The 22,713-nt window shown below is 60.4% G+C and carries 21 protein-coding genes; 17 read left to right on the plus strand and 4 right to left on the minus strand.

The annotated features are described in order from the left end of the window. The first annotated feature begins 11 nt into the window (after positions 1-11). The 12 genes from holA to lipA all read left to right on the plus strand — a co-directional run bounded on the left by holA (position 12) and on the right by lipA (position 11,308). On the plus strand, positions 12-1,049 hold the full coding sequence (holA, locus tag ACTG1K_RS19625; RefSeq protein WP_005354117.1) for a DNA polymerase III subunit delta: 1,038 nt from the start codon (positions 12-14) through the stop codon (positions 1,047-1,049). Next, positions 1,043-1,693, plus strand: a complete 651-nt coding sequence (nadD, locus tag ACTG1K_RS19630; RefSeq protein ID WP_440006464.1) for a nicotinate-nucleotide adenylyltransferase — start codon at positions 1,043-1,045, stop codon at positions 1,691-1,693. Before holA ends, nadD begins: the two co-directional genes overlap by 7 nt. 103 nt (positions 1,694-1,796) lie before the next feature. After that, a complete protein-coding gene (rsfS, locus tag ACTG1K_RS19635; RefSeq protein ID WP_005335165.1) occupies positions 1,797-2,138 on the plus strand; it encodes a ribosome silencing factor in 342 nt (113 codons plus the stop codon). A gap of 19 nt (positions 2,139-2,157) precedes the next feature. Continuing rightward, complete coding sequence (rlmH, locus tag ACTG1K_RS19640) at positions 2,158-2,625, plus strand: 23S rRNA (pseudouridine(1915)-N(3))-methyltransferase RlmH (RefSeq protein ID WP_005335166.1); 468 nt, start codon at positions 2,158-2,160, stop codon at positions 2,623-2,625. Between the two features lie 103 nt (positions 2,626-2,728). Next, complete coding sequence (mrdA, locus tag ACTG1K_RS19645) at positions 2,729-4,651, plus strand: penicillin-binding protein 2 (RefSeq protein WP_139442252.1); 1,923 nt, start codon at positions 2,729-2,731, stop codon at positions 4,649-4,651. Beyond that, on the plus strand, positions 4,644-5,747 hold the full coding sequence (rodA, locus tag ACTG1K_RS19650) for a rod shape-determining protein RodA (protein WP_005335170.1): 1,104 nt from the start codon (positions 4,644-4,646) through the stop codon (positions 5,745-5,747). Before mrdA ends, rodA begins: the two co-directional genes overlap by 8 nt. Beyond that, positions 5,747-6,745: a lytic murein transglycosylase B gene (gene mltB, locus ACTG1K_RS19655; protein ID WP_181223067.1), complete on the plus strand. Its 999-nt coding sequence runs from the start codon at positions 5,747-5,749 to the stop codon at positions 6,743-6,745. The genes rodA and mltB overlap by 1 nt, the downstream gene beginning before the upstream one ends. After that, a complete protein-coding gene (locus tag ACTG1K_RS19660) occupies positions 6,687-7,667 on the plus strand; it encodes a septal ring lytic transglycosylase RlpA family protein (protein ID WP_279491241.1) in 981 nt (326 codons plus the stop codon). The genes mltB and ACTG1K_RS19660 overlap by 59 nt, the downstream gene beginning before the upstream one ends. A 186-nt stretch (positions 7,668-7,853) precedes the next feature. After that, positions 7,854-9,050 (plus strand): D-alanyl-D-alanine carboxypeptidase family protein, encoded by a 1,197-nt coding sequence (locus ACTG1K_RS19665; protein WP_005335176.1) that lies wholly within the window; start codon positions 7,854-7,856, stop codon positions 9,048-9,050. A gap of 292 nt (positions 9,051-9,342) precedes the next feature. Further along, a complete protein-coding gene (ybeD, locus tag ACTG1K_RS19670) occupies positions 9,343-9,606 on the plus strand; it encodes a DUF493 family protein YbeD (RefSeq protein ID WP_005335178.1) in 264 nt (87 codons plus the stop codon). A 62-nt stretch (positions 9,607-9,668) separates the two neighbouring features. Then, positions 9,669-10,346, plus strand: coding sequence for a lipoyl(octanoyl) transferase LipB (gene lipB / locus ACTG1K_RS19675; protein ID WP_040066806.1), 678 nt, complete (start codon positions 9,669-9,671; stop codon positions 10,344-10,346). After that, positions 10,343-11,308 (plus strand): lipoyl synthase, encoded by a 966-nt coding sequence (gene lipA / locus ACTG1K_RS19680; protein ID WP_005335190.1) that lies wholly within the window; start codon positions 10,343-10,345, stop codon positions 11,306-11,308. The genes lipB and lipA overlap by 4 nt, the downstream gene beginning before the upstream one ends. A 106-nt stretch (positions 11,309-11,414) precedes the next feature. Here the strand turns inward: lipA and ACTG1K_RS19685 are convergent, their stop codons facing one another. Both ACTG1K_RS19685 and ACTG1K_RS19690 read right to left on the minus strand, forming a co-directional pair. Beyond that, positions 11,415-11,978: an NUDIX domain-containing protein gene (locus ACTG1K_RS19685; protein ID WP_425854844.1), complete on the minus strand. Its 564-nt coding sequence runs from the start codon at positions 11,976-11,978 to the stop codon at positions 11,415-11,417. A gap of 7 nt (positions 11,979-11,985) precedes the next feature. Further along, entirely contained in the window at positions 11,986-12,786 is an 801-nt protein-coding gene (locus ACTG1K_RS19690; protein ID WP_425854843.1) for a DUF2989 domain-containing protein, read from the minus strand. Between the two features lie 211 nt (positions 12,787-12,997). Here ACTG1K_RS19690 and ACTG1K_RS19695 point away from each other — a divergent pair, with 211 nt between their 5' ends. Continuing rightward, the gene (locus ACTG1K_RS19695) at positions 12,998-14,431 is read left to right on the plus strand and encodes a glyceraldehyde-3-phosphate dehydrogenase (RefSeq protein ID WP_043822179.1); all 1,434 of its coding nucleotides are present in this window, start codon (positions 12,998-13,000) and stop codon (positions 14,429-14,431) included. A 71-nt stretch (positions 14,432-14,502) separates the two neighbouring features. Continuing rightward, on the plus strand, positions 14,503-14,796 hold the full coding sequence (locus tag ACTG1K_RS19700; protein WP_021229727.1) for a YeaC family protein: 294 nt from the start codon (positions 14,503-14,505) through the stop codon (positions 14,794-14,796). Between the two features lie 135 nt (positions 14,797-14,931). On the opposite strand, the gene ansA is transcribed toward ACTG1K_RS19700, so the two are convergent. Continuing rightward, positions 14,932-15,939, minus strand: a complete 1,008-nt coding sequence (gene ansA, locus ACTG1K_RS19705; RefSeq protein ID WP_005335195.1) for an asparaginase — start codon at positions 15,937-15,939, stop codon at positions 14,932-14,934. A gap of 446 nt (positions 15,940-16,385) precedes the next feature. Here ansA and gltS point away from each other — a divergent pair, with 446 nt between their 5' ends. Continuing rightward, the gene (gene gltS / locus ACTG1K_RS19710) at positions 16,386-17,585 is read left to right on the plus strand and encodes a sodium/glutamate symporter (protein ID WP_005348115.1); all 1,200 of its coding nucleotides are present in this window, start codon (positions 16,386-16,388) and stop codon (positions 17,583-17,585) included. Between the two features lie 240 nt (positions 17,586-17,825). On the opposite strand, the gene ACTG1K_RS19715 is transcribed toward gltS, so the two are convergent. After that, positions 17,826-19,697, minus strand: a complete 1,872-nt coding sequence (locus tag ACTG1K_RS19715) for a methyl-accepting chemotaxis protein (protein WP_124929092.1) — start codon at positions 19,695-19,697, stop codon at positions 17,826-17,828. Between the two features lie 256 nt (positions 19,698-19,953). On the opposite strand from ACTG1K_RS19715, the gene prfB reads away from it, so the two are divergent. Both prfB and lysS read left to right on the plus strand, forming a co-directional pair. Next, positions 19,954-21,052 (plus strand): peptide chain release factor 2 gene (gene prfB, locus ACTG1K_RS19720; RefSeq protein WP_100645262.1). Its coding sequence is split into 2 segments (ribosomal slippage): positions 19,954-20,028 and positions 20,030-21,052, totalling 1,098 coding nucleotides; the frame shifts between segments, so codons are not numbered across the junction. A 16-nt stretch (positions 21,053-21,068) separates the two neighbouring features. Beyond that, positions 21,069-22,604 (plus strand): lysine--tRNA ligase, encoded by a 1,536-nt coding sequence (lysS, locus tag ACTG1K_RS19725; RefSeq protein ID WP_421205090.1) that lies wholly within the window; start codon positions 21,069-21,071, stop codon positions 22,602-22,604. Positions 22,605-22,713 lie beyond the last annotated feature (109 nt).

Below are 22,713 nucleotides of genomic sequence, written 5' to 3' on the forward strand. Positions count from 1 at the left end.
CGAGTACTTTGATGAGAGTCTACCCTGAGCAATTTGGTGACCACCTCAAAGCAGGGCTTCGGCCCTGCTATCTCGTTTTTGGCGACGAGCCCCTGCTGCGACTGGAGGCCATCGATGCCATCCGTCAGGTCGCCCGCAAGCAGGGTTTCGATGAGCGCCACACCTTCGTGGTGGAACAGGGGCTGGACTGGAATCAGGTCTACGATGCCTGTCAGGCCATGAGCCTCTTCTCCGCCCGTCAGATCATCGAGCTGGAGCTGCCCGCCAAGGTGGACAAGGATCTGGCCGCCCGCATCAGCGAAATTGGCAAGCAGCTTCATCCCGACCTGCTGCTGGTGCTGAGTGGCGGTCGCCTCAACCAGACCCAGATGAAGGCAGCCTGGTTCGACAAGCTCTACCAGATTGGCACCTATGTGCCGGTCAACCATCCGGAACCCAAGTTCTTCCCGCGCTGGATGAGCGCCCGTTTTGCGCGTTTCGGCCTCAAGGCGCTGCCGGATGCCATCAACTTCATGTGCCACTCCTACGAGGGCAACCTGCTGGCCGCCAGCCAGGAGATCGAGAAGCTGACCCTGCTCTCGCCGCCCCAGCCCATCAGCGTCACCTATCTGCAAGAGACCATTATCCGCCACGCCCACTTCACCCCGTTCCAGCTGGTCGATACCCTGCTGGAGGGCAAGGTGAACCGGGCCCAGCGCATTCTGGCAGCTCTGCGGGCCGAAGGTACCGAGCCGGGGATGCTGGCCTGGACCCTTTGCCGCGAGCTGGAGCAGCTGACCGAACTCTCGCTGGCGATGCGCAACGGCCAGCCGCTGGGGGAGCACTTCAGCCGCCTGCGCATCTGGCAGAGCCGCCAGCAGCTCATTCAGCAAGCACTGACCCGCCTGCCGTTTGCCAAGTTGCAGCAACTGTGGCAGCTGATGGCCCAGCTGGACGACGCCCAGCGCCGCTTCGATACCGAACAGGCGTGGCTGATGCTGCAGACCATTGCCCTCGGCTTTCGTGATGGCACCCCGCTGCCGCTGGTGATGGAGAGCAGCCCGTGCTGAAAGCGCCCATTGGCCTGCTGGGAGGCACGTTCGATCCTATCCATATCGGCCATCTGCGCCCGGCCATCGAGGCGCGCGATGCTCTCGGGCTGGCCGAAATGCGGCTGATCCCGAACCATATCCCGCCCCACCGTGCCAATCCGTTCTGCTCAAGCGAACAGCGCCTCGCCATGGTCAAACTGGCGGCGGCAGAGAACCACCACTTTGTGGTAGATGAGCGGGAGCTGAGACGGGACAAGCCCTCTTACACCATCGAGACCCTTATCGAGCTGCGTCGTGAACTGCCCGATACGCCGCTCTGTTTTCTGATGGGGATGGATTCCCTGCTGAGCCTGCCAAGCTGGCACCGCTGGCAGGAGCTGCTCGACCATGCCCATCTGGTGGTGAGCGTGCGGCCGGGCTGGCAACCGGATTATCCGACCGAGGTGGCGCAGCTGCTGGCGCGCCATCACACCGCGGATGCCAACGCGCTGCATCAGCGTCTGGTCGGTCATATCTGGCTGGCGGACAACCAGCCCATCGAACTGTCAGCCACCCGACTGCGGGCCTTGCTGGATGGGGGGAAAGACACCCGCTACCTCTTGCCCGAGTCGGTTGCGCACTATATTGATCAACAGGGGCTCTACCGCGCCAACCGCCGCTAGCCCCTGTCGTAATCCCGCCCCACCCGATGGGAAACGGGAGTGACCATGATATAATCCGCCGCCCTGACGCAAACGCTGCGCGCCGGAATACAGGAGAGACTCATTGCAAGGCCAAGAATTGCATGCCTTTATCATCGACAAGATCGATGACATGAAAGGCCGCGACATCATCACCCTCGATGTACGCGGCAAATCCAGCATTACTGACACCATGATCATCTGTTCCGGCAACTCCAGTCGTCACGTCAGCGCCATTGCCCACCATCTGGCCAGCGAGGCCCGCCACGCGGGTCTGGATCTGCTGAGCGTGGAAGGGCAACTGAGCGGTGAATGGGTGCTGGTAGATATGGGCTCGGTGATCGTGCATGTGATGCAGGATGAACACCGTGACTTCTACCAACTGGAAAAGCTGTGGAGCGGTGCCGCTCAAATGAATACGCAATAAGAGCACAAGTGTAACGACCATGAAGATCCAGTTGATTGCGGTGGGTACCAAGATGCCCGCCTGGGTAGAGCATGGCTTCGAAGAGTATCGTCGCCGCTTCCCCAAAGACATGCCGTTTGAACTCGTCGAGATCGGCGCAGGCAAACGGGGCAAAAATGCCGACATTCCCCGCATCCTGCAGAAGGAAGGGGAAGCCATGCTGGCGGCTGCGGGGCGCTCGCGCATCGTCACCCTCGACATTCCGGGCAAGCCCTGGACCACGGAGCAGCTGGCTACCCAGCTGGAGGCGTGGAAACTCGATGGCCGCGATGTGGCCCTGCTGGTAGGCGGGCCGGAAGGTTTGTCCCCCGAATGCAAGGCTGCCGCCGAACAGAGCTGGTCACTGTCACCGCTCACCCTGCCCCATCCGCTGGTGCGGGTGCTGGTGGCCGAGAGCCTCTATCGGGCCTGGAGCATCACCACCAATCATCCGTATCATAGAGAGTGAGCCATGCGTCTCTGGAGTCTCACCTCTCATATTCACCCCTATCACAGAGAGTGAACAATGCAGTTCCTGCTCTTATTGCCCCCAAGGGTCTTGAGGTAAAGGCATGCTGAAACAACGCATCGAAATGCGCGATCACAGTGCCGAGGGCAATCTGTTCTTCCGGCGCACCTTGGTAGCCTACATCGGTATCGTCGTGCTGATGCTGGTGCTGCTGGGCAATCTCTATTATCTGCAGGTCGAGTCCTACGACACCTACCAGACTCGCTCCAACTCCAACCGAATCCGCGTGGTGCCGGTGGCACCGCCACGGGGCCTCATCTATGACACCAACGGTGTGCTGCTGGCGGAAAACCGCCCAGTCTACAGTCTGGAAATCGTGCCGGAAGAGACCAAGGATCTCGAAAAAACCGCCGACCAGCTGATCACCCTGCTGGGTCTGCCGGAAGGCACCAAGGAGAAGTTCCTCGCCGAAGTGAAGCGCCAGCGCCGCTTCAAGCCGGTCGCCCTCTACGAGAAGCTGACCGAATATCAGGTGGCCCTCTTCTCGGTCAACCAGCACAACTACCCGGGTGCCAGCATCGAGGCCTACCTCAAACGCTACTACCCGTTTGGTGACACCCTCACCCATGCTTTGGGCTATGTGGCCAAGATCAACACCCGTGACGTGGAGCGCCTCGAGAAGGAAGAAAAACTCGCCAACTACGCGGCCACCAAGGATATCGGCAAGCAGGGAGTGGAGAAGTATTACGAGGATGAGCTGCACGGTGTGGCGGGCTATCAGGAGGTCGAGGTGAACAACCGCGGCCGGATTGTCCGCACCCTCAAGTTCCAGCCGCCTATTCCGGGCAAGGATATCTACCTCAATATCGACGTCCGGATGCAGCTCAAGGCCCAGCAACTGCTGGCTGGCCAGCGCGGAGCCATCGTGATGATGGACCCGAAAACCGGCGCCATCCTGGCCCTGGAGTCGAGCCCGAGCTATGACCCCAACCTGTTCGTGACCGGTATCTCCAGCGCCAACTACTCGGCGCTGCTCAACGATCCGGCGCGGCCGCTGGTGAACCGCACCACTCAGGGCATTTATGCCCCTGCCTCCACCGTCAAGCCCATGATGTCCATCATGGGTCTCAACGAGGGGGCCATTACCCCGGGCTACCGCTATTTCGGCGGCCCGAGCTTCTCCATTCCCGGTACCACCAAGAAGTTTCGCGACTGGCGCCGCTGGGGTCATGGCTGGCTCGACGTCTATCGCGCCATCGAGGTCTCGGCAGATACCTACTTCTACGATCTCGCCTATCGAGTCGGCATCGACAAGATCCACAGCTACATGACCAAGTTTGGCTTCGGTCAGTACACCGGGGTCGATCTCTATGAAGAGACCAAGGGGGTCATGCCGTCCCGTGACTGGAAGATGGCCCGTTGGCGCCAGCCCTGGTATCAGGGTGACACCATCTCTGTCGGTATCGGTCAGGGCTACTGGAGCGCCACCCCGCTCCAACTGGCCAAGGCGATCAGCATCCTGACCCAGAATGGTCACGACGTCACCCCGCACTTGCTCAAGAGTACAGCCTCCCAGGCGGGGGTGGTCGATGCCCCCATCAACCCCAATATCGCCCTCAAGCTCAAGAACGACAGCTTCTGGAAAGTGGCGCAGGATGGGATGTGGCGAGTCAACCATGGCAGTGAAGGCAGTGGCCGTCACTCGTTTGCCAAGGCGCCTTATTCCTCAGGCGGCAAATCGGGCACAGCCCAGGTAGTCGGTTTGAAGGAAAATCAGGTTTACAACATCAAGACGGTCAAGGCGGAGCATCGCGATAACGCTTTGTTCGTTGCTTATGCCCCCTTCGAGGCGCCCAAAGCGGTGGTAGCTCTGGTACTGGAAAACTCCATTGGAGGTGGTGGTGGTCGAGCTGCATCGCCCATTGCTCGCCAGATGCTGGATGCCTATCTGCTGCCCCCTGATCCGCAACTGCCACCGGCACCGGAAAAGCAGTCCCAACCGAGTGAGGTCGCTCCCAATGAGTAATTCTGCCCGCCAGCAGAGCATCTGGTACAAGCTGCATATCGACTTGCCCCTGCTGCTCGGTCTGCTGGCCGTGATGACCCTCTCCATGGTGGTGCTCTACTCCGCCTCCGGTCAGGATATGGACTCCATCGTGCGCCAGCTGGTGCGCGGCGGTCTCGCCTTTGCTCTGATGATCGGCCTGGCCCAGCTGCCCCCCTCCCTCTACGCCCGCTGGTCGGTGCCGCTGTTCGCCGTGGTGGTGCTGATGCTGATTGCGGTGGACGTGTTCGGCCATATCGGCAAGGGGGCCCAGCGCTGGCTCGATCTGGGCTTTATGAAGTTCCAGCCCTCCGAGGTGATGAAGCTCTCCATGCCGATCATGGTGGCCGCCTGGCTCAGTCGCCACTCGCTGCCCCCCAAGTTCAGCCATGTGGTGATCGCCCTCATCATGGTGCTGCTGCCCACCCTGCTGATCGCCGCGCAGCCTGACCTTGGCACCTCCATTCTGGTGGCCGCCTCAGGCTTCTTCGTCATCTTCCTGGCGGGGCTCAGCTGGTGGCTGATCGGCTTGGCGGTCCTGCTGATGCTGGCCTTTATGCCGGTGCTCTGGTTCTTCCTGATGCACGACTACCAGCGCCAGCGGGTGCTGATGCTGCTCGACCCGGAGAAAGACCCACTCGGCCGAGGCTATCACATCATTCAGTCCAAGATTGCCATCGGCTCCGGCGGCGTCTTCGGCAAAGGGTGGCTGCAAGGGACCCAGTCCCAGCTGGAGTTTTTACCAGAACGGCATACCGACTTTATCTTCGCGGTATTCAGCGAGGAGTTCGGTCTGGTGGGGGTAGCGCTGCTGCTGGTGCTCTACCTCTACGTCATCAGCCGCTGCCTGTTTATCTCGATGCAGGCCCAGAACAGCTTCGAGCGACTGCTGGGCGGCGCCATCACCCTCACCTTCTTCGTCTATGTGTTCGTCAACATGGGCATGGTGAGCGGCATCCTGCCGGTGGTGGGGGTGCCCCTGCCGCTGGTGAGCTATGGCGGTACCTCCATGGTGACCCTGATGGCCGGATTCGGTATCCTGATGTCCATCCAGACTCATAGAAGACTGCTCGCCTGATGAGACGGGTTGGATTGCTGCTCTCCCTCGCCACCACGATGGCGACCGCCGCCGTGTCGCCGGATCGGTTGGCCCTGCTCGCCGACCAGCAGCAGGTGCCGCTGGCGGAGCTGCAGGCCGCGGTCGCCCGCGCCCAGTTACGGCAGGAGGTGCTCGACACCATCAGCAAGCCGTGGGAGGCCAAGCCCTGGCATCGCTACCGGCCGCTGTTTGTTACCCCGGATCGCATCCGTGACGGCCAGCAGTTCTGGCAGCAACATGCCGAGACACTGGCCCGCGCGGAGCAGACCTATCGGGTGCCCGCCTCGCTCATCGTGGCCATCATAGGGGTAGAAACCTTCTACGGTCGCCAGATGGGCCGTCATCCGGTGCTCGATAGCCTCTACACCCTGGGGTTCCACTACCCGGAGCGCAGCGACTTCTTTGCCAAGGAGTTTGCCCAGCTGGTGGTGCTGGCCAAAGAGGAAGGGTGGCAACTCGATGCCCTCAAGGGCTCCTATGCCGGCGCCATGGGGATGGGGCAGTTCATGCCCTCCAGCTATCGCCACTACGCCGTCGACTTTGACGGGGATGGCAAGCGGGATCTGTTTGCCAACCCGGTCGATGCCATCGGCAGCGTGGCCAACTATTTTGCCAGCCACCAGTGGCGCTGGGGCGAATCCGTGGTGGAACCGGCCCAGATCGGGTTGATGGCAGTCGAACCTCTACTCAGGCCTGAGCCCGAGCTAACACAACAGTGGTCAGAACTGGCGGCGGCAGGGATTGAGCTCGCCACGCCGCTGGCCCCACAGACGCCGGTCAAGTTGCTGGCGTTTGCCCAAGCCGATGGACCGGAATACTGGGTCGCACGGCATAACTTTTATGTGATCACCCGTTACAATCGCAGCCCACTCTATGCGATGGCGGTGTATCAACTTAGCCAAGCCATTCAGGAAGCGTATGCATCTTCGTCACAAACTCCTCCCGCTCAGCCTGAGCTTGTTGCTGGCCGCCTGTAGCAGCCAGCCGGAACAGAGCGCCCCCGTCGAGCCGCAAGCACCGGTCAGCAAGCCACCCGTTATCGAGATCCCGCAAGCCACCGGCGCAATTCCGCGCCCCGAGCCCCTGAGTGCCAGCGGCAACCGGGACTACTGGATCGGCAAGCAGAAGCACGAGGTGTGGCGCGACATCAAACACTACAGCGAAGAGGGCACCGCCAGCTGGTTGTCGCCGGATCTGGACGGCCAGAAGACCGCCAACGGCGATGTGCTGGACAGCAAGCTGTTCAGCGCCGCCCACCGCAACCTGCCCATCCCGAGCTATGTGCGGGTCACCAATCTGGACAACGGGCTGGAGACCATTGTGCGGATCAACGATCGCGGTCCCTTCAACAGCCCGCGTCTGATCGACCTCTCCTACGCTGCGGCCAAGCAGCTGGAGATGGTCGACAGCGGTGAGGCCCGAGTACGGCTGGAGCTGATCAGCGACACCCCGGATCAGATGGTGATCATGGAGCCGATGAAGCCCATCGAGATGACCCCGACCACTCCGGCTGCGGCCTCCAACACGCTGTCGCAAGATGGCTTCCTGGGTGAACCGACCGCACTGGCGATGGCCACTCCCGCTGCCGAACCCGCTCCAGTCAAGGCGCCCGCGGCCAATCCCGCCAAAGCGGCACCGGTCAAGTCAGCTCCGGCCAAGGCCGCAGCGCCTGCCAGCAGTGGGGATGGCAAGATGATCCAGGTACTGGCCAGCGGCTCCCGGGATCGGGCCGAGGCAATGGGCAAGGTGATGACCCAGCGTTACGGCGTGCCTTACCGGATCGATGCTCATGGCGCCATTTTCCGGGTGCTGATTGGCCCGGTCGCCGCCGACCAGCAGGCAAGTGTGCTGGAAAAAGTACGTCAGGGCGGGCTGGAACAGGCCTTTATCGTGCCCTGATCGCCCGCCTTTGCTGCGGATGTGACTAACCGCTTACTCACTGTCATCACGTCGTTTTATGGCGTGATGACAGGGAGTGATGGATAAAAAACCAGTTCTGATCGCCATCTCGGGCTATAACCTGCGGGCGCATCTGGTATAGTTAGGCCCGCATTTTATCCCCATCTGGCTCGCAGGAATTTCAAGATGTCCAAATTTGCCCGTTCAGTTCTTCTGGCCTCACTGATCAGCGTAACCGCCCAGGCCAATACGCCGGTGCCGACACCGACCCCGAATGCCATGCCCATGGTGGTTCCCGCCGCGCCGGAGATCTCCGCCAAGGCCCATATTCTGATCGATTACTACTCCGGCCAGGTGCTGGCCGAGCAGAACGCCGAAGAGCGTCTGCCGCCCGCCAGTCTGACCAAGATGATGACCTCCTACATCATCGGCCAGGAGCTGCTGAAGGGGAACATCAAGCGCACCGACATGGTGACCATCAGCCAGAACGCCTGGTCCAAGAACTACTCCGACTCCTCCAAGATGTTTATCGAGGTGGGCAAGCAGGTCTCCGTCGATGATCTCAACAAGGGCATCATCATCCAGTCCGGCAACGACGCCTGTGTCGCCATGGCCGAGTTCCTGGCAGGCAGCACCGACTCCTTCGCCAGCCTGATGAACAGCTGGGCCGCCAAGCTCGGCATGAATGACAGCCACTTCATGAACCCGCACGGTCTGGATGCGGAAGGTCACTACAGTACCGCTCACGACATGGCCCGTCTGGGTCAGGCGCTGATCCGCGACCTGCCGGAGGAGTACAAGATCTACTCCCAGAAATCCTTCGTGTTCAACGGCATCACTCAGCACAACCGCAACCGCCTGCTGTGGGATCAATCCCTGCAGGTGGATGGCATCAAGACCGGCCACGTCAGCCAGGTCGGCTATAACCTGGTCTCCTCTGCCACCAACAACGAAGGCATGCGCCTGATCGCCGTGGTACTGGGCGCCAGCAGCGAAGCCTCCCGCGCCGCCGAGAGCAAAAAACTGCTCACCTATGGCTTCCGCTTCTTCCAGAGCCTGACCCCGTACAAGGCAGGCACCGAGCTGGTCACCCAGAAGATCTGGATGGGCGACAAACCGGAAGTGAAACTGGGCGTCGACAAAGATGTCTCCGTGCTGGTCACCCGCGGTCAAGGCAACAACCTGAAGGCTGACTTCCAGCTCGACAGCGAGCTGAAAGCGCCGCTGGCCAAGGGTCAGCGCGTCGGTACCGTGTTCCTGAAACAGGGTGACAAAGAGATCAAGCAGGTGCCGCTGGTTGCCCTGGAAGAGGTGCAGGAAGGTGGCTTGATGAGCCGTCTGTGGGACTACCTGGTACTGCTGGTCACCAGCTGGTTCAAGTAATCCAACGCACAATCCTCACCAAACAGCGGCGCCAACAGGCGCCGCTGCTGTCTGTGACCGGCAAAGGCAGTGAATAACCCTGTAAACTGCAGGTTCCGCCTTACCCTGATTTGTGGTAAAAAGCAGCACTTCCATCCTTGTCTGACCGATCCTGGCCTTGATCCCGGTCCGGGCAGCGCCCATATAGTTATGAGCCGTGCCCATATAGACTTGAAATGGCGGCCTCCACGGGCCATCGGCCACTAGCCATCCAAGATGAAGTCATCCCGGTGATGACGCAAAAGGTGAGTAAATGAATACCAAGTTTGATGAACTGCTGGAGTTTCCCTGCAAATTCCCGTTCAAGGTACTCGGCGTTGCCGACCCGGCACTGCCGGAAATGGTGGTTGAAGTGCTGCAGCAGCACGCCCCCGGCACCTACAGCCCGACAGTCCAGCCCAGCTCCAAGGGCAACTACCACTCGGTCCGCGTGACCGTGACTGCCCAGAGCAAAGAGCACATCGAAGCGATGTACCACGCCCTTGGCAAGATCGAGCTGGTGAAATACGTACTGTAATTTCTCTCTCGCCCCGTTCTGCGGGGCGACTGTTTTTGGCCGCAGCACGCCGCGAGGAAGCCATGTCATCCCAGATCCCCGCCCAGTCCAGCCTGATTGTCAGGCAGCTGGGTCGCCGCCCCTACCAGCCGGTATGGGACGCCATGAAAGCCTTCACCGACAACCGCACCAGCGACACCCCGGACGAGTTCTGGGTGGTCGAGCACGATCCCGTCTACACCCAGGGCCAGGCCGGCAAGGCCGAACACCTGCTCAATCCGGGCAATATCCCGGTGGTGCAGAGCGATCGCGGCGGTCAGGTGACCTATCACGGCCCGGGCCAGCTGGTGCTCTACGTACTGGTGGATGTCCGCCGCTGCAAATTCTCGGTTCGCGAGCTGGTGACCGCGCTGGAGACAGCCATCATCAACACCCTTGCCAAAAGCGATATCCAGGCCTATGCCAAGGCCGATGCCCCCGGGGTCTATGTGAAAAATGACCTTGGCATGGAGGCCAAGCTGGCCTCGCTGGGTCTGCGCATCCGCAAGGGGTGCTCGTTCCACGGGCTGGCCCTCAACATCAACATGGACATGACCCCCTTCCTGCACATCAATCCGTGCGGCTATGCGGGCATGGCCATGACCCAGACCAGCGCTCTGGGCGGCCCGCAGAGCGTGGCCGAGGCGCAATCCATTCTGGTGGCCGAGCTGGCCCGCCTGATTGGCTATCAAACAATAACAAACACCGAGAGTGAATCATGAGCAAACCCGTTCGTATGGAGCCGGGCGTCAAGCTGCGCGATGGCGACAAGATGGCCCTGATCCCGGTGAAATTCATGCCGGATCCCAACGAAGAACTCCTTCGCAAGCCGGACTGGATGCGGATCAAGCTGCCCCCCTCCAGCCAGAAGATCGAACACATCAAGAGCACCTTGCGCAAGAACAAGCTGCATTCGGTCTGTGAAGAGGCCTCCTGCCCCAACCTGGCGGAGTGCTTCAACCACGGCACCGCCACCTTCATGATCATGGGCGCCATCTGCACCCGTCGCTGCCCCTTCTGCGACGTGGCCCACGGCCGCCCGCTGGCACTCGATCCGGAAGAGCCGAAGAAGCTGGCGCTGACCATCAAGGAGATGAACCTCAAGTATGTGGTGATCACCTCGGTGGACCGCGACGATCTGCGCGACGGCGGTGCTCAGCACTTCGCCGACTGCATCCGCGAGATCCGCGAGCACAGCCCGCAGACCCGCATCGAGATCCTGACTCCGGATTTCCGTGGCCGGATGGAGCAGGCGCTGGAGGTGTTCCGCGAGACCCCGCCGGACGTCTTCAACCACAACCTGGAAACCGCGCCGCGCATGTATCGCGTCGCCCGCCCGGGTGCCGACTACAAGTGGTCGCTGGAGCTGCTGCGCCGCATCAAGGAGATGCACCCCCACGTACCGACCAAATCCGGTCTGATGATGGGCCTTGGCGAGACCAACGAAGAGATCGTCGAGGTGCTCAAGGATCTGCGCGCCCACGGCGTCAACATGCTGACCCTGGGTCAGTATCTGCAGCCGAGCCGCCACCACCTGCCGGTCAAGCGCTACGTGCCGCCCGCAGAGTTTGACGAGCTGAAAGATGTCGCTATGGAGCTGGGCTTTACCCACGCCGCCTGCGGTCCTTTCGTTCGCTCCTCCTACCATGCTGATCTTCAAGCCAAGGGCGAAGAGGTCAAATGATCTCGCACGACAGAGTGGCCAAGTAACCGCCACCCTCACAATAAAAAAGAGCGCCCATTGGCGCTCTTTTTTATTGGTATCACTGACCGTTGCGGCTTGATCTACTTCAGTCGCCGTGGTCGAAGATTCCCTGCTGATGCCAGCGTTGCAGCTGGGCCAGCACCCGGGTCTCTCGCGCCGTCCACTGGGGACAGGGCCCCGCCAGCTGGGTCTTGTTGGTCTGCAGCGCTTCGTCGAGGGCAAACCAGCCGGGCACGAAGCCAAGGCGGATCTCGTAGGGCTGCGGCTGCGGGGCCACCAGCTGATCGCCAATCCGGCACAAGTAGTAGAGCGAGCGGATGCAGTAGGCATCAAACCCCGGCTCGCGGGCGGCGCGATATTCACGGGTCTCGCCAAGCAGGCCCCCCACTTCCCGCAGTTCGGCACCACACTCCTCCAGCAGCTCGCGAGCGAGCGCCACATCGTGGCTCTCCCCCGCTTCAATGCCGCCCCCGGGAAACATCAGATCGCCGTTGACCCGGGAATGCACCAGCAGCAGCTCGTCACCACGGGGCACCACGGCGCGCACTGTGAGGCGCTCAAGCGTGCGGCCATCGGTACGTACCTCGCCATGAACGAAAGAGAGATCGAACGGATTGGGCCAGCAGCTGGCCGGAGAGAACGTCGTCATCACTGCATCAGGGCCGGTAGTTGCCATGCTTGAGCTGCTCGACAATTTCGGCAGCCCGCACATCGTAACCATCCTGCTCTGTCTTGCTCAGGGTGTGGTAAATGCCAAAACGCTTGGCTGAGACCTCGGGGCTATCCTGAAACGACTCGCTCACCTTGCCCCACAGATAGGCCAGCCCGTACTGTTTCTGGCCCATATAGAGGGTGCTGAGGGAGGTGAATATGCGGCTGTTCACCTTATCCCCCTCCTGATAGAGGGAGAGACCGTGCTGCAGGGTGGCAATGGCCTTTTCGGGGTCGCTCTTGGCGTAGATACCGCCGAGCGCCAGTTGCAGCTCGGGTTCATCCAGCGCCTTGGTGCCTTCCAGCGCCATAAACTGCTGACGAGCCAACTCGTTGGTGTTGTTGGTCCAGTGCCAGAGCAGCAGGTAGGGATCTTGTGAATTGCGGGTCGCCGCATCGAGCTGGGCCAACTGATCCCCGGCCGCCAGCATGCCCTCGACCCGTGGACTCTTCTGCTCGCGGGCATTCTTGTACTCGATGTTGGTGGAGCGCTCGGCACATTTGAGATAGCGCTCAAGGTTGCGCATCAGCTCGTACTTGCGCCGATCCGTCCCCTCCTCCTTGAGATAGAAGCGACTGCGGATCACATCGGTACGCTCGTAGCGGCACCAGCCATCGTCCACCAGATCCTGACAGAGCTCGGTATGGTTGCTGCAGATATTGTGGATCCGATCGTCATTGCAGCCAGCTACGGCAAGGCCGACTGAAAGCATGATGAAGGTCTGTCGCAGGGGGAAATTGGCCATGATTCACATCTTGTTGGTAACGCGGGTTGGTAACAACTGAAGCCTCTGTCGGCCACCACCGGCTAGCAAACCGGTTACATATCCATTACAATGCGCGCGCCATATAAGGCCGCGATTGCAGAATAATATAACGAAATATAGACCCCTACACTGATCTGCATTCGACGAATTTTCTATTTACACCAACAACGTGAAATAAAGGATCTGGTCAATGACCCACGAGCACTACTTGCAAGCGTGGCAGGAGAGCCAGGAGCTCGCCGAAGCCATGCAGCCCTTGATTGGTCGCCTCTACCGACAACAAGGGGTCGAGATCACCCTCTACGGCCGCCCGCTGCAAAACGCCTCCACCATCGATATCCTCAAGGCCCACCGGGTCGTCCGCCGCCACCAGGGCGCGCCCCTCCCCATCCAGCAAAGCTTCCCCCTGCTTCAGGCCATCGTTGCCCTCAAACCCACCGCCGCCGAGGTTGACCTTGGCAAGCTGGCAGTCGGCTACTGGCAGGATCATCAGGATGAGGCGGGGATCGAGGACTATCTGCAAGCGCGACTGGCACCGGCCCTTGGCCGCAGCCAGATGCCGCAGCCGACCGACGTGGTGCTCTACGGCTTTGGCCGTATCGGCCGCCTGCTGGCCCGCCTGCTGATCGAACGTACCGGCGCTGCCAATCCGCTGCGTCTGCGCGCCATCGTGGTACGCGGTGGTCGCGACGGGGATCTGGAAAAACGCGCCAGCCTGCTGCGCCGCGACTCCGTGCACGGCCCCTTCAATGGCTCCATCGAGGTGGATGTGGAGCGCAGCGCCATCATCGCCAACGGCACCTTCATTCAGGTGATCTACGCCAATAGCCCGGCCGACATCGACTACACCGCCTACGGCATTCACGATGCGCTGATCGTCGACAACACCGGCGTCTGGCGTGACGAAGCAGGCCTCTCCGAGCACCTGAAAGCGCGCGGTGCTGGCAAGGTGCTGCTGACAGCCCCCGGCAAAGGGGAGATGAAGAACGTGGTGTTCGGGGTCAACCATGAGGTAATAGGCCCGGATGACAGGATCATCTCCGCCGCCTCCTGTACCACCAACGCCATCACCCCGGTGCTCAAGGTGATGCAGGAGCGATACGGCATCCGCCACGGCCACGTGGAGACGGTCCACTCCTACACCAACGATCAGAACCTCATCGACAACTATCACAAGGGGGAGCGCCGCGGTCGCAGTGCCGCCCTCAATATGGTGATGACCAGCACCGGCGCCGCCAAGGCGGTGGCCAAGGCGCTGCCCGAACTCAAGGGCAAGCTGACCGGCAACGCCATCCGGGTGCCGACCCCCAACGTCTCGCTGGCAATTATCAACCTGTCGCTGGAACAGGCCACCGATCGGGAGAGCCTCAACGCCTATCTGCAGCAGATGGCGCTAAGCTCGGCCCTGCACCGCCAGATCGACTTCAGCGCCAGTACCGAGCTGGTCTCCTCCGACATGGTAGGTTCCCGTTATGCGGGCATCGTCGACTCCCAGGCGACCATCGCCGAGGGGGATCACTGCGTGCTCTACGTATGGTATGACAACGAGTTCGGGTACAGTTGTCAGGTAGTGCGGGTGATGGAACAGATGGCTGGCGTAGTCCGCCAGGATCTGCCGGCATAGACCAATAGGGTCTACCTGCATGGCCCATCAGATCCCGCTGTTTATGGCTCAATAGTTCAAGGAGAGGCCGGATGTCGTTTCAACAGGGTGAGTTTTTACAAGCTATCAGGCAGATGCCCGAAGAGGTGTATGAGCGGCTCAAAACCGCTGTCGAGCTGGGCAAGTGGCCCGATGGCAAGCCCCTCACCGACGAGCAGAAGGCCACCTCCCTGCAAGCCGTGATGGCCTGGCAGTCGATGCATCTCGACAATCCCGAGCACATGAACATCGGCCGCGACGGCGAGATTGTGATGAAGAGCAAGAGCGAGCTCAAGCGTCAGTATCGCGACGAGGAAGAGATAGTACGGGTCGACCTTAACCACTGAACCTGACCCGGCAGACCGCTCGCAGCGGCCACAACAGAGAGGGGAGCCATGATGGCTCCCCTCTTTTTTCCTAACTTATCACCCCTCGTCACCGGTGCAATGCGCTGCGCTTATTGCACCCTACCGCGAGGGTTATCAGGGAGTCAGCTCCCCACGCAGGGACTGCTGCATCAGCTCGCGAATGCGGTGGGATGGCAAGTCCTGGCTCAGCAGGAAGTGCAGCTTGGTGAGTGCTGCCTCGGCGGTCATGTCAAAGCCCGAGATCACCCCGGCCCGCGACAGGGCGTTGCCGGTGGCATAACCCCCCATATTGACCTTGCCGTGCAGGCACTGGCTCAGGTTGACGATGATGACGCCGCGGGCCGATGCCTCGGAGAGCAGCGCCAGCATGGCCGGGTTCTGCGGCGCATTGCCGACCCCGAACGACAGCAGGATCAGCGCCTTCACCGGCTGTTGCAGGATATTGGCGATCACTTCGCTGGAGATCCCCGGATAGAGGGTCACCACGCCGATCGGCTGGGGGGTGATGTCGTGCAGCACCAGCGGCCGCTCGGACGGCACGCCCAACTCGCCCGCTTCCAGCGAGATGGCGATCCCGGCATTGAGCAGCGGCGGATAGTTGGGGGAGTCGAAGGCGTGGAAGCCGTCGGCGTGCACCTTCTTGCTGCGGTTGCCGCGATAGAGCTGGTTGTTGAAGAACAGCGTCACCTCGTGGATCGGGTAGTTGGCCGCGATATAGAGGGCGTTGAGCAGGTTCTGCTGACCGTCGGAGCGCAACTCGGCCAGCGGGATCTGGGAGCCGGTGATGATGACCGGCTTGTGCAGATCTTCCAGCATGAAGGAGAGCGCCGAGGCGGTGAACGACATGGTGTCGGTGCCGTGCAGGATCACAAAGCCGTCGTACTTCTCATAGTTGTCGCGAATGTCTTCGGCGATGCGCTGCCAGTCCGCCGGGGTCATGTCGGAGGAGTCGATGAGGGGCGCATACTCGTGGATATGGTAATCCGGCATCTCGGGGCGGTGGAACTCGGGCATCCGCGCCAGACAGTCTTCCATAAAGCCCGCCATCGGCACGTAGCCGTGATCGGAACGCTGCATCCCAATGGTGCCGCCTGTGTAGGCAATGTAGATAGACTTCTTCACACCCTCTCCTCTTGATGAAGTGAACACCGCCGGAACATGAACCATGTCGGGGTGAACCACAATGTCAACGCCCGCCAGCGCCTCTGCGTGCAGCGGAAACCGGCGAATTATAGAGACTGGCGCCCCAAATGACAGCCGTTCCATGCACCCTTTTCGGCTTTTCTGCCCTCTACCTACATAGTGTTAAATGTCACAATAAACCACTAAAACGAGCATTAATACGACAAAGATGGAATTAAACGATGCTTTTTGCTACAATCCGCCGGATTTTACTAAAATCTCATCTGGATGCCTGAGCATTTCAGGCCCGCACAAGCCCCATCTTTCCTGGGGCGGGGAGATGTTTCCCCTTCTTTGCTGGCACATAAGCCACACTGTTTTCATCCCGGCTGAATCTGTAAGTCTTTTGCTATGAAAGACACAGCCAATCAACATGGGAGTACTGAATGTTACAACTTGATTCCTACGCAACGCTGGTCGCTGCCACTCTGGTATTGCTGCTTGGCCGGGTGTTGGTTACCCGAGTCGGGCTGCTGCGTACCTTCAACATCCCCAAACCGGTAGCCGGCGGCCTGGTGGTCGCGCTGGTACTGCTACTGCTGCGCTCCACCCTGCAGATGGAGCTGCAATTTGATACCAGCCTGCAAACCCCGCTGATGCTGGCCTTCTTCGCCTCCATCGGTCTCTCCGCCGATCTCGCCAGCCTGAAACGCGGCGGCAAGGCGGTGGTTACCTTCCTGATGGTGGTCACCGGCCTGCTGCTGGTGCAAAACAGTCTGGGTGTCGGTCTGGCTACCCTGCTCGGTCTGGATCCCCACATGGGGCTGCTGGCCGGCTCCATCACTCTCTCCGGCGGCCACGGCACCGGAGCGGCCTGGAGTGCCACCTTCTCCGAGAAGTACGGCGTGCAATCCGCCGCTGAGCTCGCCATCGCCTGTGCCACATTCGGTCTGGTGCTGGGCGGCCTGATTGGCGGCCCGGTGGCTCGCTATCTGGTGAAGAAAGTGCAGGTGCCCGGTGAGGAGCACAATCAGGATGAGGCCCCCCAGGGCTTCGAAATGCCGGATATGGAGCGCCCCCTCACCACTTTCAGCGTCATCGAGACGCTGGCATTGATCGCCATTAGCCTCAAGGGCGGCGAGCTGCTCTCTGCTTCCCTCAAAGGGGGCGCCTTCGAGCTGCCGATCTTCGTCTGCGTGCTGTTTGTCGGCGTGCTGCTGCGCAACGTCCTGACTCTGCTGAACTGGCATGAGGTGAGCGATCGAGAAGTCTCCCTGCTGGGCAACGTCAGCCTGTCGCTGTTCCTCGCCATGGCACTGATGAGCCTGAAACTGTGGGATCTGGCCAGCCTGGCCCTGCCCATCTTCATTCTGCTGGCCGCCCAGACCGTGGCGATGGCGCTCTACGCCATCTTCGTCACCTTCCGGGTGATGGGCAAGAACTACGATGCGGCCGTACTGGCGGCAGGCCACTGCGGCTTTGGCTTGGGGGCCACCCCGACCGCGATTGCCAACATGCAGGCCATCACCCAGCGCTTCGGTCCCTCCCACCTGGCGTTTCTGGTAGTGCCCATGGTGGGCGCCTTCTTTATCGACATCATCAACGCCATGGTGATCAAGCTGTTTATGGCGATGCCATTCCTGTAATTCCCTTTCCGTCAGACGTATATGATCAGGGCCCACCTTTCGGTGGGCTCTTTGTTTGTTCTCTACTCGCCAGCTGATCCAGGCAGAGCCGTGGCACGTATCCGGCACCAAGGTGACCCGCGAGCAACCTAGACAGCCCGAAATCACCAAGCCCACACTCCCTCCGAACAACAAAAAGCCCCGCACTCGACAGAGGGCGGGGCTTGTTTATCTCAGCCGGAATAGACCGTGAGTTGCACCTTACAGGATAAAGGTCGACACCTGCTGGTTCAGGTCAGCAGCACGCCCTTTGAGGCTGTGGGCCTGATCCAGATCGCGCATGGCGGCGGCGGTGATCTCGTCACTCACATCCTTGATGGCGGTGGTGTTTTGGGTGATCTCGCCGGTCACCTGAGTCTGCTCCTCGGCGGCAGTGGCGATCTGACCCGCCATGTCGGAGATGAGGGAGATGGCGCTGGTGATCTCTTCCAGCGCGCGCACCGCCTGATCCGCATCCTGCACACTGTTGTCCGCCAGCCCCTGACTGGTCTGCATCAGGCTTACCGCACGGGCAGTGGTCTGCTGCAGGGTCTCGATGGTGGACTGGATCTGCTGGGTGGAGTCCTGAGTACGGCGCGACAGCACCCGCACCTCATCAGCGACCACCGCAAAACCACGCCCCTGCTCACCGGCACGGGCCGCTTCGATGGCCGCGTTCAGCGCCAGCAGGTTAGTCTGCTCGGCAATCCCCTGAATGGTGGAGAGGATGCTGGTGATGGCCTGCGCGTGGCGGCTCAGCTCACCGATCACCTCGGTCGCCTGCCCTACCTCTTCGGCCAGACCATTGATGGACTGGCGGGTCTTGTTGACCAGCATCTTGCCCTGCTCACTGCTCTGGGCAGATTGCTGGGCAGCGGCGGCGGTATTCTCGGCGTTGCCGGCGATCTCCATGGTAGCGCTCGCCATCTCGGTGACCGCCGTGGCGACCATGGTCACCTCCTGCTGCTGACGCTGCAGCTCGTCCACCGCAGCCTGGTTGGTCACCAGACTGCGCTCGGCATCGGCGTTCAACTCGTTGGCCAGCTGGCGGATATTGCCGATCAGCTGATGCTGGCTGCCGACGAAACGGTTGAAGCTGTTGGCCAGTTGGCCCACTTCGTCGTTGGCGTCGATCTTGATGCGCTGGGTCAGATCACCGTTACCATCGGCAATGCGGGCCAACGCCTGGGAGACCTTGGTGAGCGGGCCAAGCAGCATGCTGACCAGCCAGGAGATAGCGAGGATGCTACCCACCAGCACCAGCAGCGCCATGCCCAGCTGGGTCATCAGCAGGGAGGAGAGCGGCGCTTCCAGCGCGGCCTTGTCCAGCACCAGCACCAGCTCCCAATCCGTGTCGGGGATATCAGCCGCCCACAGCAGCTTGTCGCGACCTTCGTTGTCGAAGTAGGCCGGAACCAGATCCTTGCTCGACTTGCTCTGCTCGATCAGCGCGTTGGTCAGATCGTTGTCGATCTCGCTGGCAGGTTTCATCGCCTTGGCGGCATCCTTGTAGGCGATGATGGTGCCATCCTTGTGCATCATGATGGCGAAACCGTCGGCAGGCAGCTGCATCTTGGTCACGTCTTCCACCAGCGAGGCGATGGAGAGGTCACCACCGACTACCCCGCCAGAAACCGGCTGGGCCAGGGTCACCACCATGATGTTGTAGGCCACATCGAGATAGGGTTTGGTGACAATCAGGCCACCTTTGCTCATCGCCTCCTGATACCAGCCACGAGAGCGCGGGTCGTAGCCATCGCGGTTGATGGAGGGATCGGAGTCATTCATCTTGCCGCTGCTCTCACCGAAATAGGTGAGCTGGAAACGGCCGGAAACTTGTGCCTGTTGCAAGGCATTGAGGGGGTCGGCACCGGCCTTGTTGCCGAGCGCCTGGATCACGTCGCGACGGGCGGCGAGCCAGTCGCTGACACGCTCGGCCTGCTGGGTACCCAGCCGTTGCAACTGCTCCTGGCTTCCTTGCAGCAACAGGGACTTCTGGCTGCTATAGCTCTGCCAGGAGAGCAACAAAATCACCAACGAAAGGGCGATCACCACTGACAACAGTATCTTCTGCTTGAGTGACAGGTTTTTCATCATGTGTTCTTCTTATTGAGGTGAGGAGCGGGTTTTTCCCTAAATTGCACAACACTACACGTAGTCATTAGCGACCCGAATGGCCAAAACTGAACCTGAAAATGGGTCTGCGGGCGATATTTTCTACCGAGGTGGAGAAAAGTGCACCAGAAATTGACGGCATGAGCCGCACAAGCCAAGGCAACCCTGTTTATTCCTTCCACAATTGGCTAGAATATCCCGTTTTTAAATCACATCGACCCTGAGAGTTTTCACGATGTTCGAAGTTAATCCCGTATTAAATAAACTTAAGGAGCTGTCTGAGCGGACCGAGCTTCTTAGGGGGTACCTTTGACTATGACGCCAAGAAAGAGCGTCTAGAAGAGGTCAACGCCGAGCTGGAACAGCCGGACGTATGGAATGAACCCGAGCGCGCACAGGCGCTGGGCAAAGAGCGCGTTGCGCTGGAAAACGTGGTCGGCACCATCGACACCCTGACCCAGGGTGTGGATGACGTCGAGATGCTGGTGAGCCTGGCCGTGGAAGGGGAAGACGAAGAGACCTTCAACGAAGCCATCGCCGAATCCGAACAGCTGGAAGCCAAGCTGGTGGATCTCGAGTTCCGCCGCATGTTCTCCGGTCAGCACGACGGCTCCGACTGCTATATCGACATCCAGTCCGGCTCCGGTGGTACCGAAGCACAGGATTGGGCCAACATGGTACTGCGCATGTACCTGCGCTGGGGCGATGCCCACGGCTACAAGCCCGAGCTGATTGAATGCTCCGAAGGCGACGTGGCTGGTATCAAATCCGCCACCATCAAGTTCACCGGCGAATATGCATTCGGCTGGCTGCGTACCGAAACCGGCGTACACCGTCTGGTTCGCAAGTCTCCGTTCGATTCCGGTGGCCGCCGTCACACCTCCTTCTGTTCTGTGTTCGTCTACCCCGAGATCGACGACGATATCGATATCGAGATCAACCCGGCGGATCTGCGGATCGACGTCTACCGTGCCTCCGGTGCCGGTGGTCAGCACGTTAACCGAACCGAATCCGCGGTACGTATTACCCACGTTCCGACCGGTGTCGTGGTACAGTGCCAGAACGACCGTTCCCAGCACAAAAACAAAGACCAGTGTATGAAGCAGCTGAAAGCCAAGCTCTACGAGCTGGAAATTCAGAAGCAGAACGCTGAGAAACAAGCCCTGGAAGAGACCAAGTCTGATATCGGTTGGGGCAGCCAGATCCGTTCCTATGTGCTGGATGACTCCCGTATCAAGGATCTGCGCACCGGCGTCGAAACCCGTAATACCCAATCGGTGCTCGACGGTGACTTGGACAAGTTTATCGAAGCCAGCCTGAAATCAGGTCTGTAAACAAGCAGGAATCACCATGTCTGAACAAACCATCACTCCGGAAGTCGACCAAACTCTCGAACTCAACAACGAGATGACCGAGCGTCGTTCCAAGCTGGCCGCCCTGCGCGCCCAGGGTAATCCTTTCCCCAACGACTTCCGTCGCGACAGCCTCTCTGGCGATCTGCACGCAGAGTTCGACGACAAAAGCGCCGAGGAGCTGACGAGCCTGGGTAAACGGGTGAAGATTGCCGGTCGCATCATGACCCGCCGGATCATGGGCAAGGCTTCTTTCGCCACCCTGCAGGACATGGCCGGCAAGATCCAGGTCTACGTCACCCGTGACGACCTGCCGGAAGGTTTCTACAACGAGCAGTTCAAGAAGTGGGATCTGGGCGACATCGTGGGTGTCGAAGGTACCCTGTTCAAGACCCAGACCGGTGAGCTCTCCGTTCACGTTTCCGATATCCGCCTGCTGACCAAGGCACTGCGTCCGCTGCCCGAGAAGCACAAGGGCCTGACCGACCAGGAAGCTCGCTGCCGCCAGCGCTACCTGGATCTGATCGCCAACGAAGAGTCCCGCAAGACCTTCATGATCCGCACCCAGGTGGTTGCCGGTATCCGCAAGTTCTTCAACGAAAAGCGCTTCATGGAAGTGGAAACCCCGATGATGCAAGTCATCCCTGGTGGTGCCTCCGCGCGTCCGTTCGTCACTCACCACAATGCGCTGGACATCGACATGTACCTGCGTATCGCTCCGGAGCTCTATCTGAAGCGTCTGGTGGTCGGTGGTTTCGAGCGTGTCTACGAGATCAACCGCAACTTCCGTAACGAAGGTATCTCGGTTCGTCACAACCCCGAGTTCACCATGATCGAGTTCTACATGGCCTACGCCGACTACATCGATCTGATGGACCTGACCGAAGAGCTGCTGCGCACCCTGGCGCAAGACATTCTGGGCAACACCAAGATCCGTTACGCCAAAGAGGGCGAAGAGGGCCTGACCATCGATTTCGGTCAGCCGTTCCAGCGCCTCACCATGGTCGAGTCCATCCTGAAGTTCAACCCGGACGTAACTCTGGACGATCTGGCTACCCTGGAGAGCGCCAAGGCCGTTGCCAAGCGTCTGCACATCGAGCTGATGAAGGGATGGGAGCTGGGCCACGTGATCACCGCGATCTTCGAAGAGACCGTGGAGCACATGCTGCTGCAACCGACCTTCATCACCGAGTACCCGGCTGCCGTTTCTCCGCTGGCTCGCCGCAACGACGTGAACCCGGACGTAACCGACCGCTTCGAATTCTTCATCGGTGGCCGCGAGCTGGCCAACGGCTTCTCCGAGCTGAACGATGCAGAAGACCAGGCCAAGCGCTTCCAAGATCAGGTTGATCAGAAAGAAGCTGGCGACGACGAAGCCATGTTCTACGACGCCGACTTTGTCACCGCACTGGAACACGGCCTGCCGCCGACTGCCGGTCAGGGTATCGGTATCGACCGTCTGGTAATGCTGTTCACCAACAGCCACACCATCCGTGACGTCATTCTGTTCCCGGCCCTGCGTCCGCAGAAGTAAGGTTCATGCCCGCCGGGATCCATCCCGAGCGCGATAGCTTGAAAACGCCCCGCAACAGCGGGGCGTTTTTCTATCTTCATTTACCGCCAAATCACTTTATAAATTCAAT

It is taken from the genome of Aeromonas sp. 102P, from assembly GCF_051920345.1.
GTDB lineage: Bacteria > Pseudomonadota > Gammaproteobacteria > Enterobacterales > Aeromonadaceae > Aeromonas > Aeromonas veronii.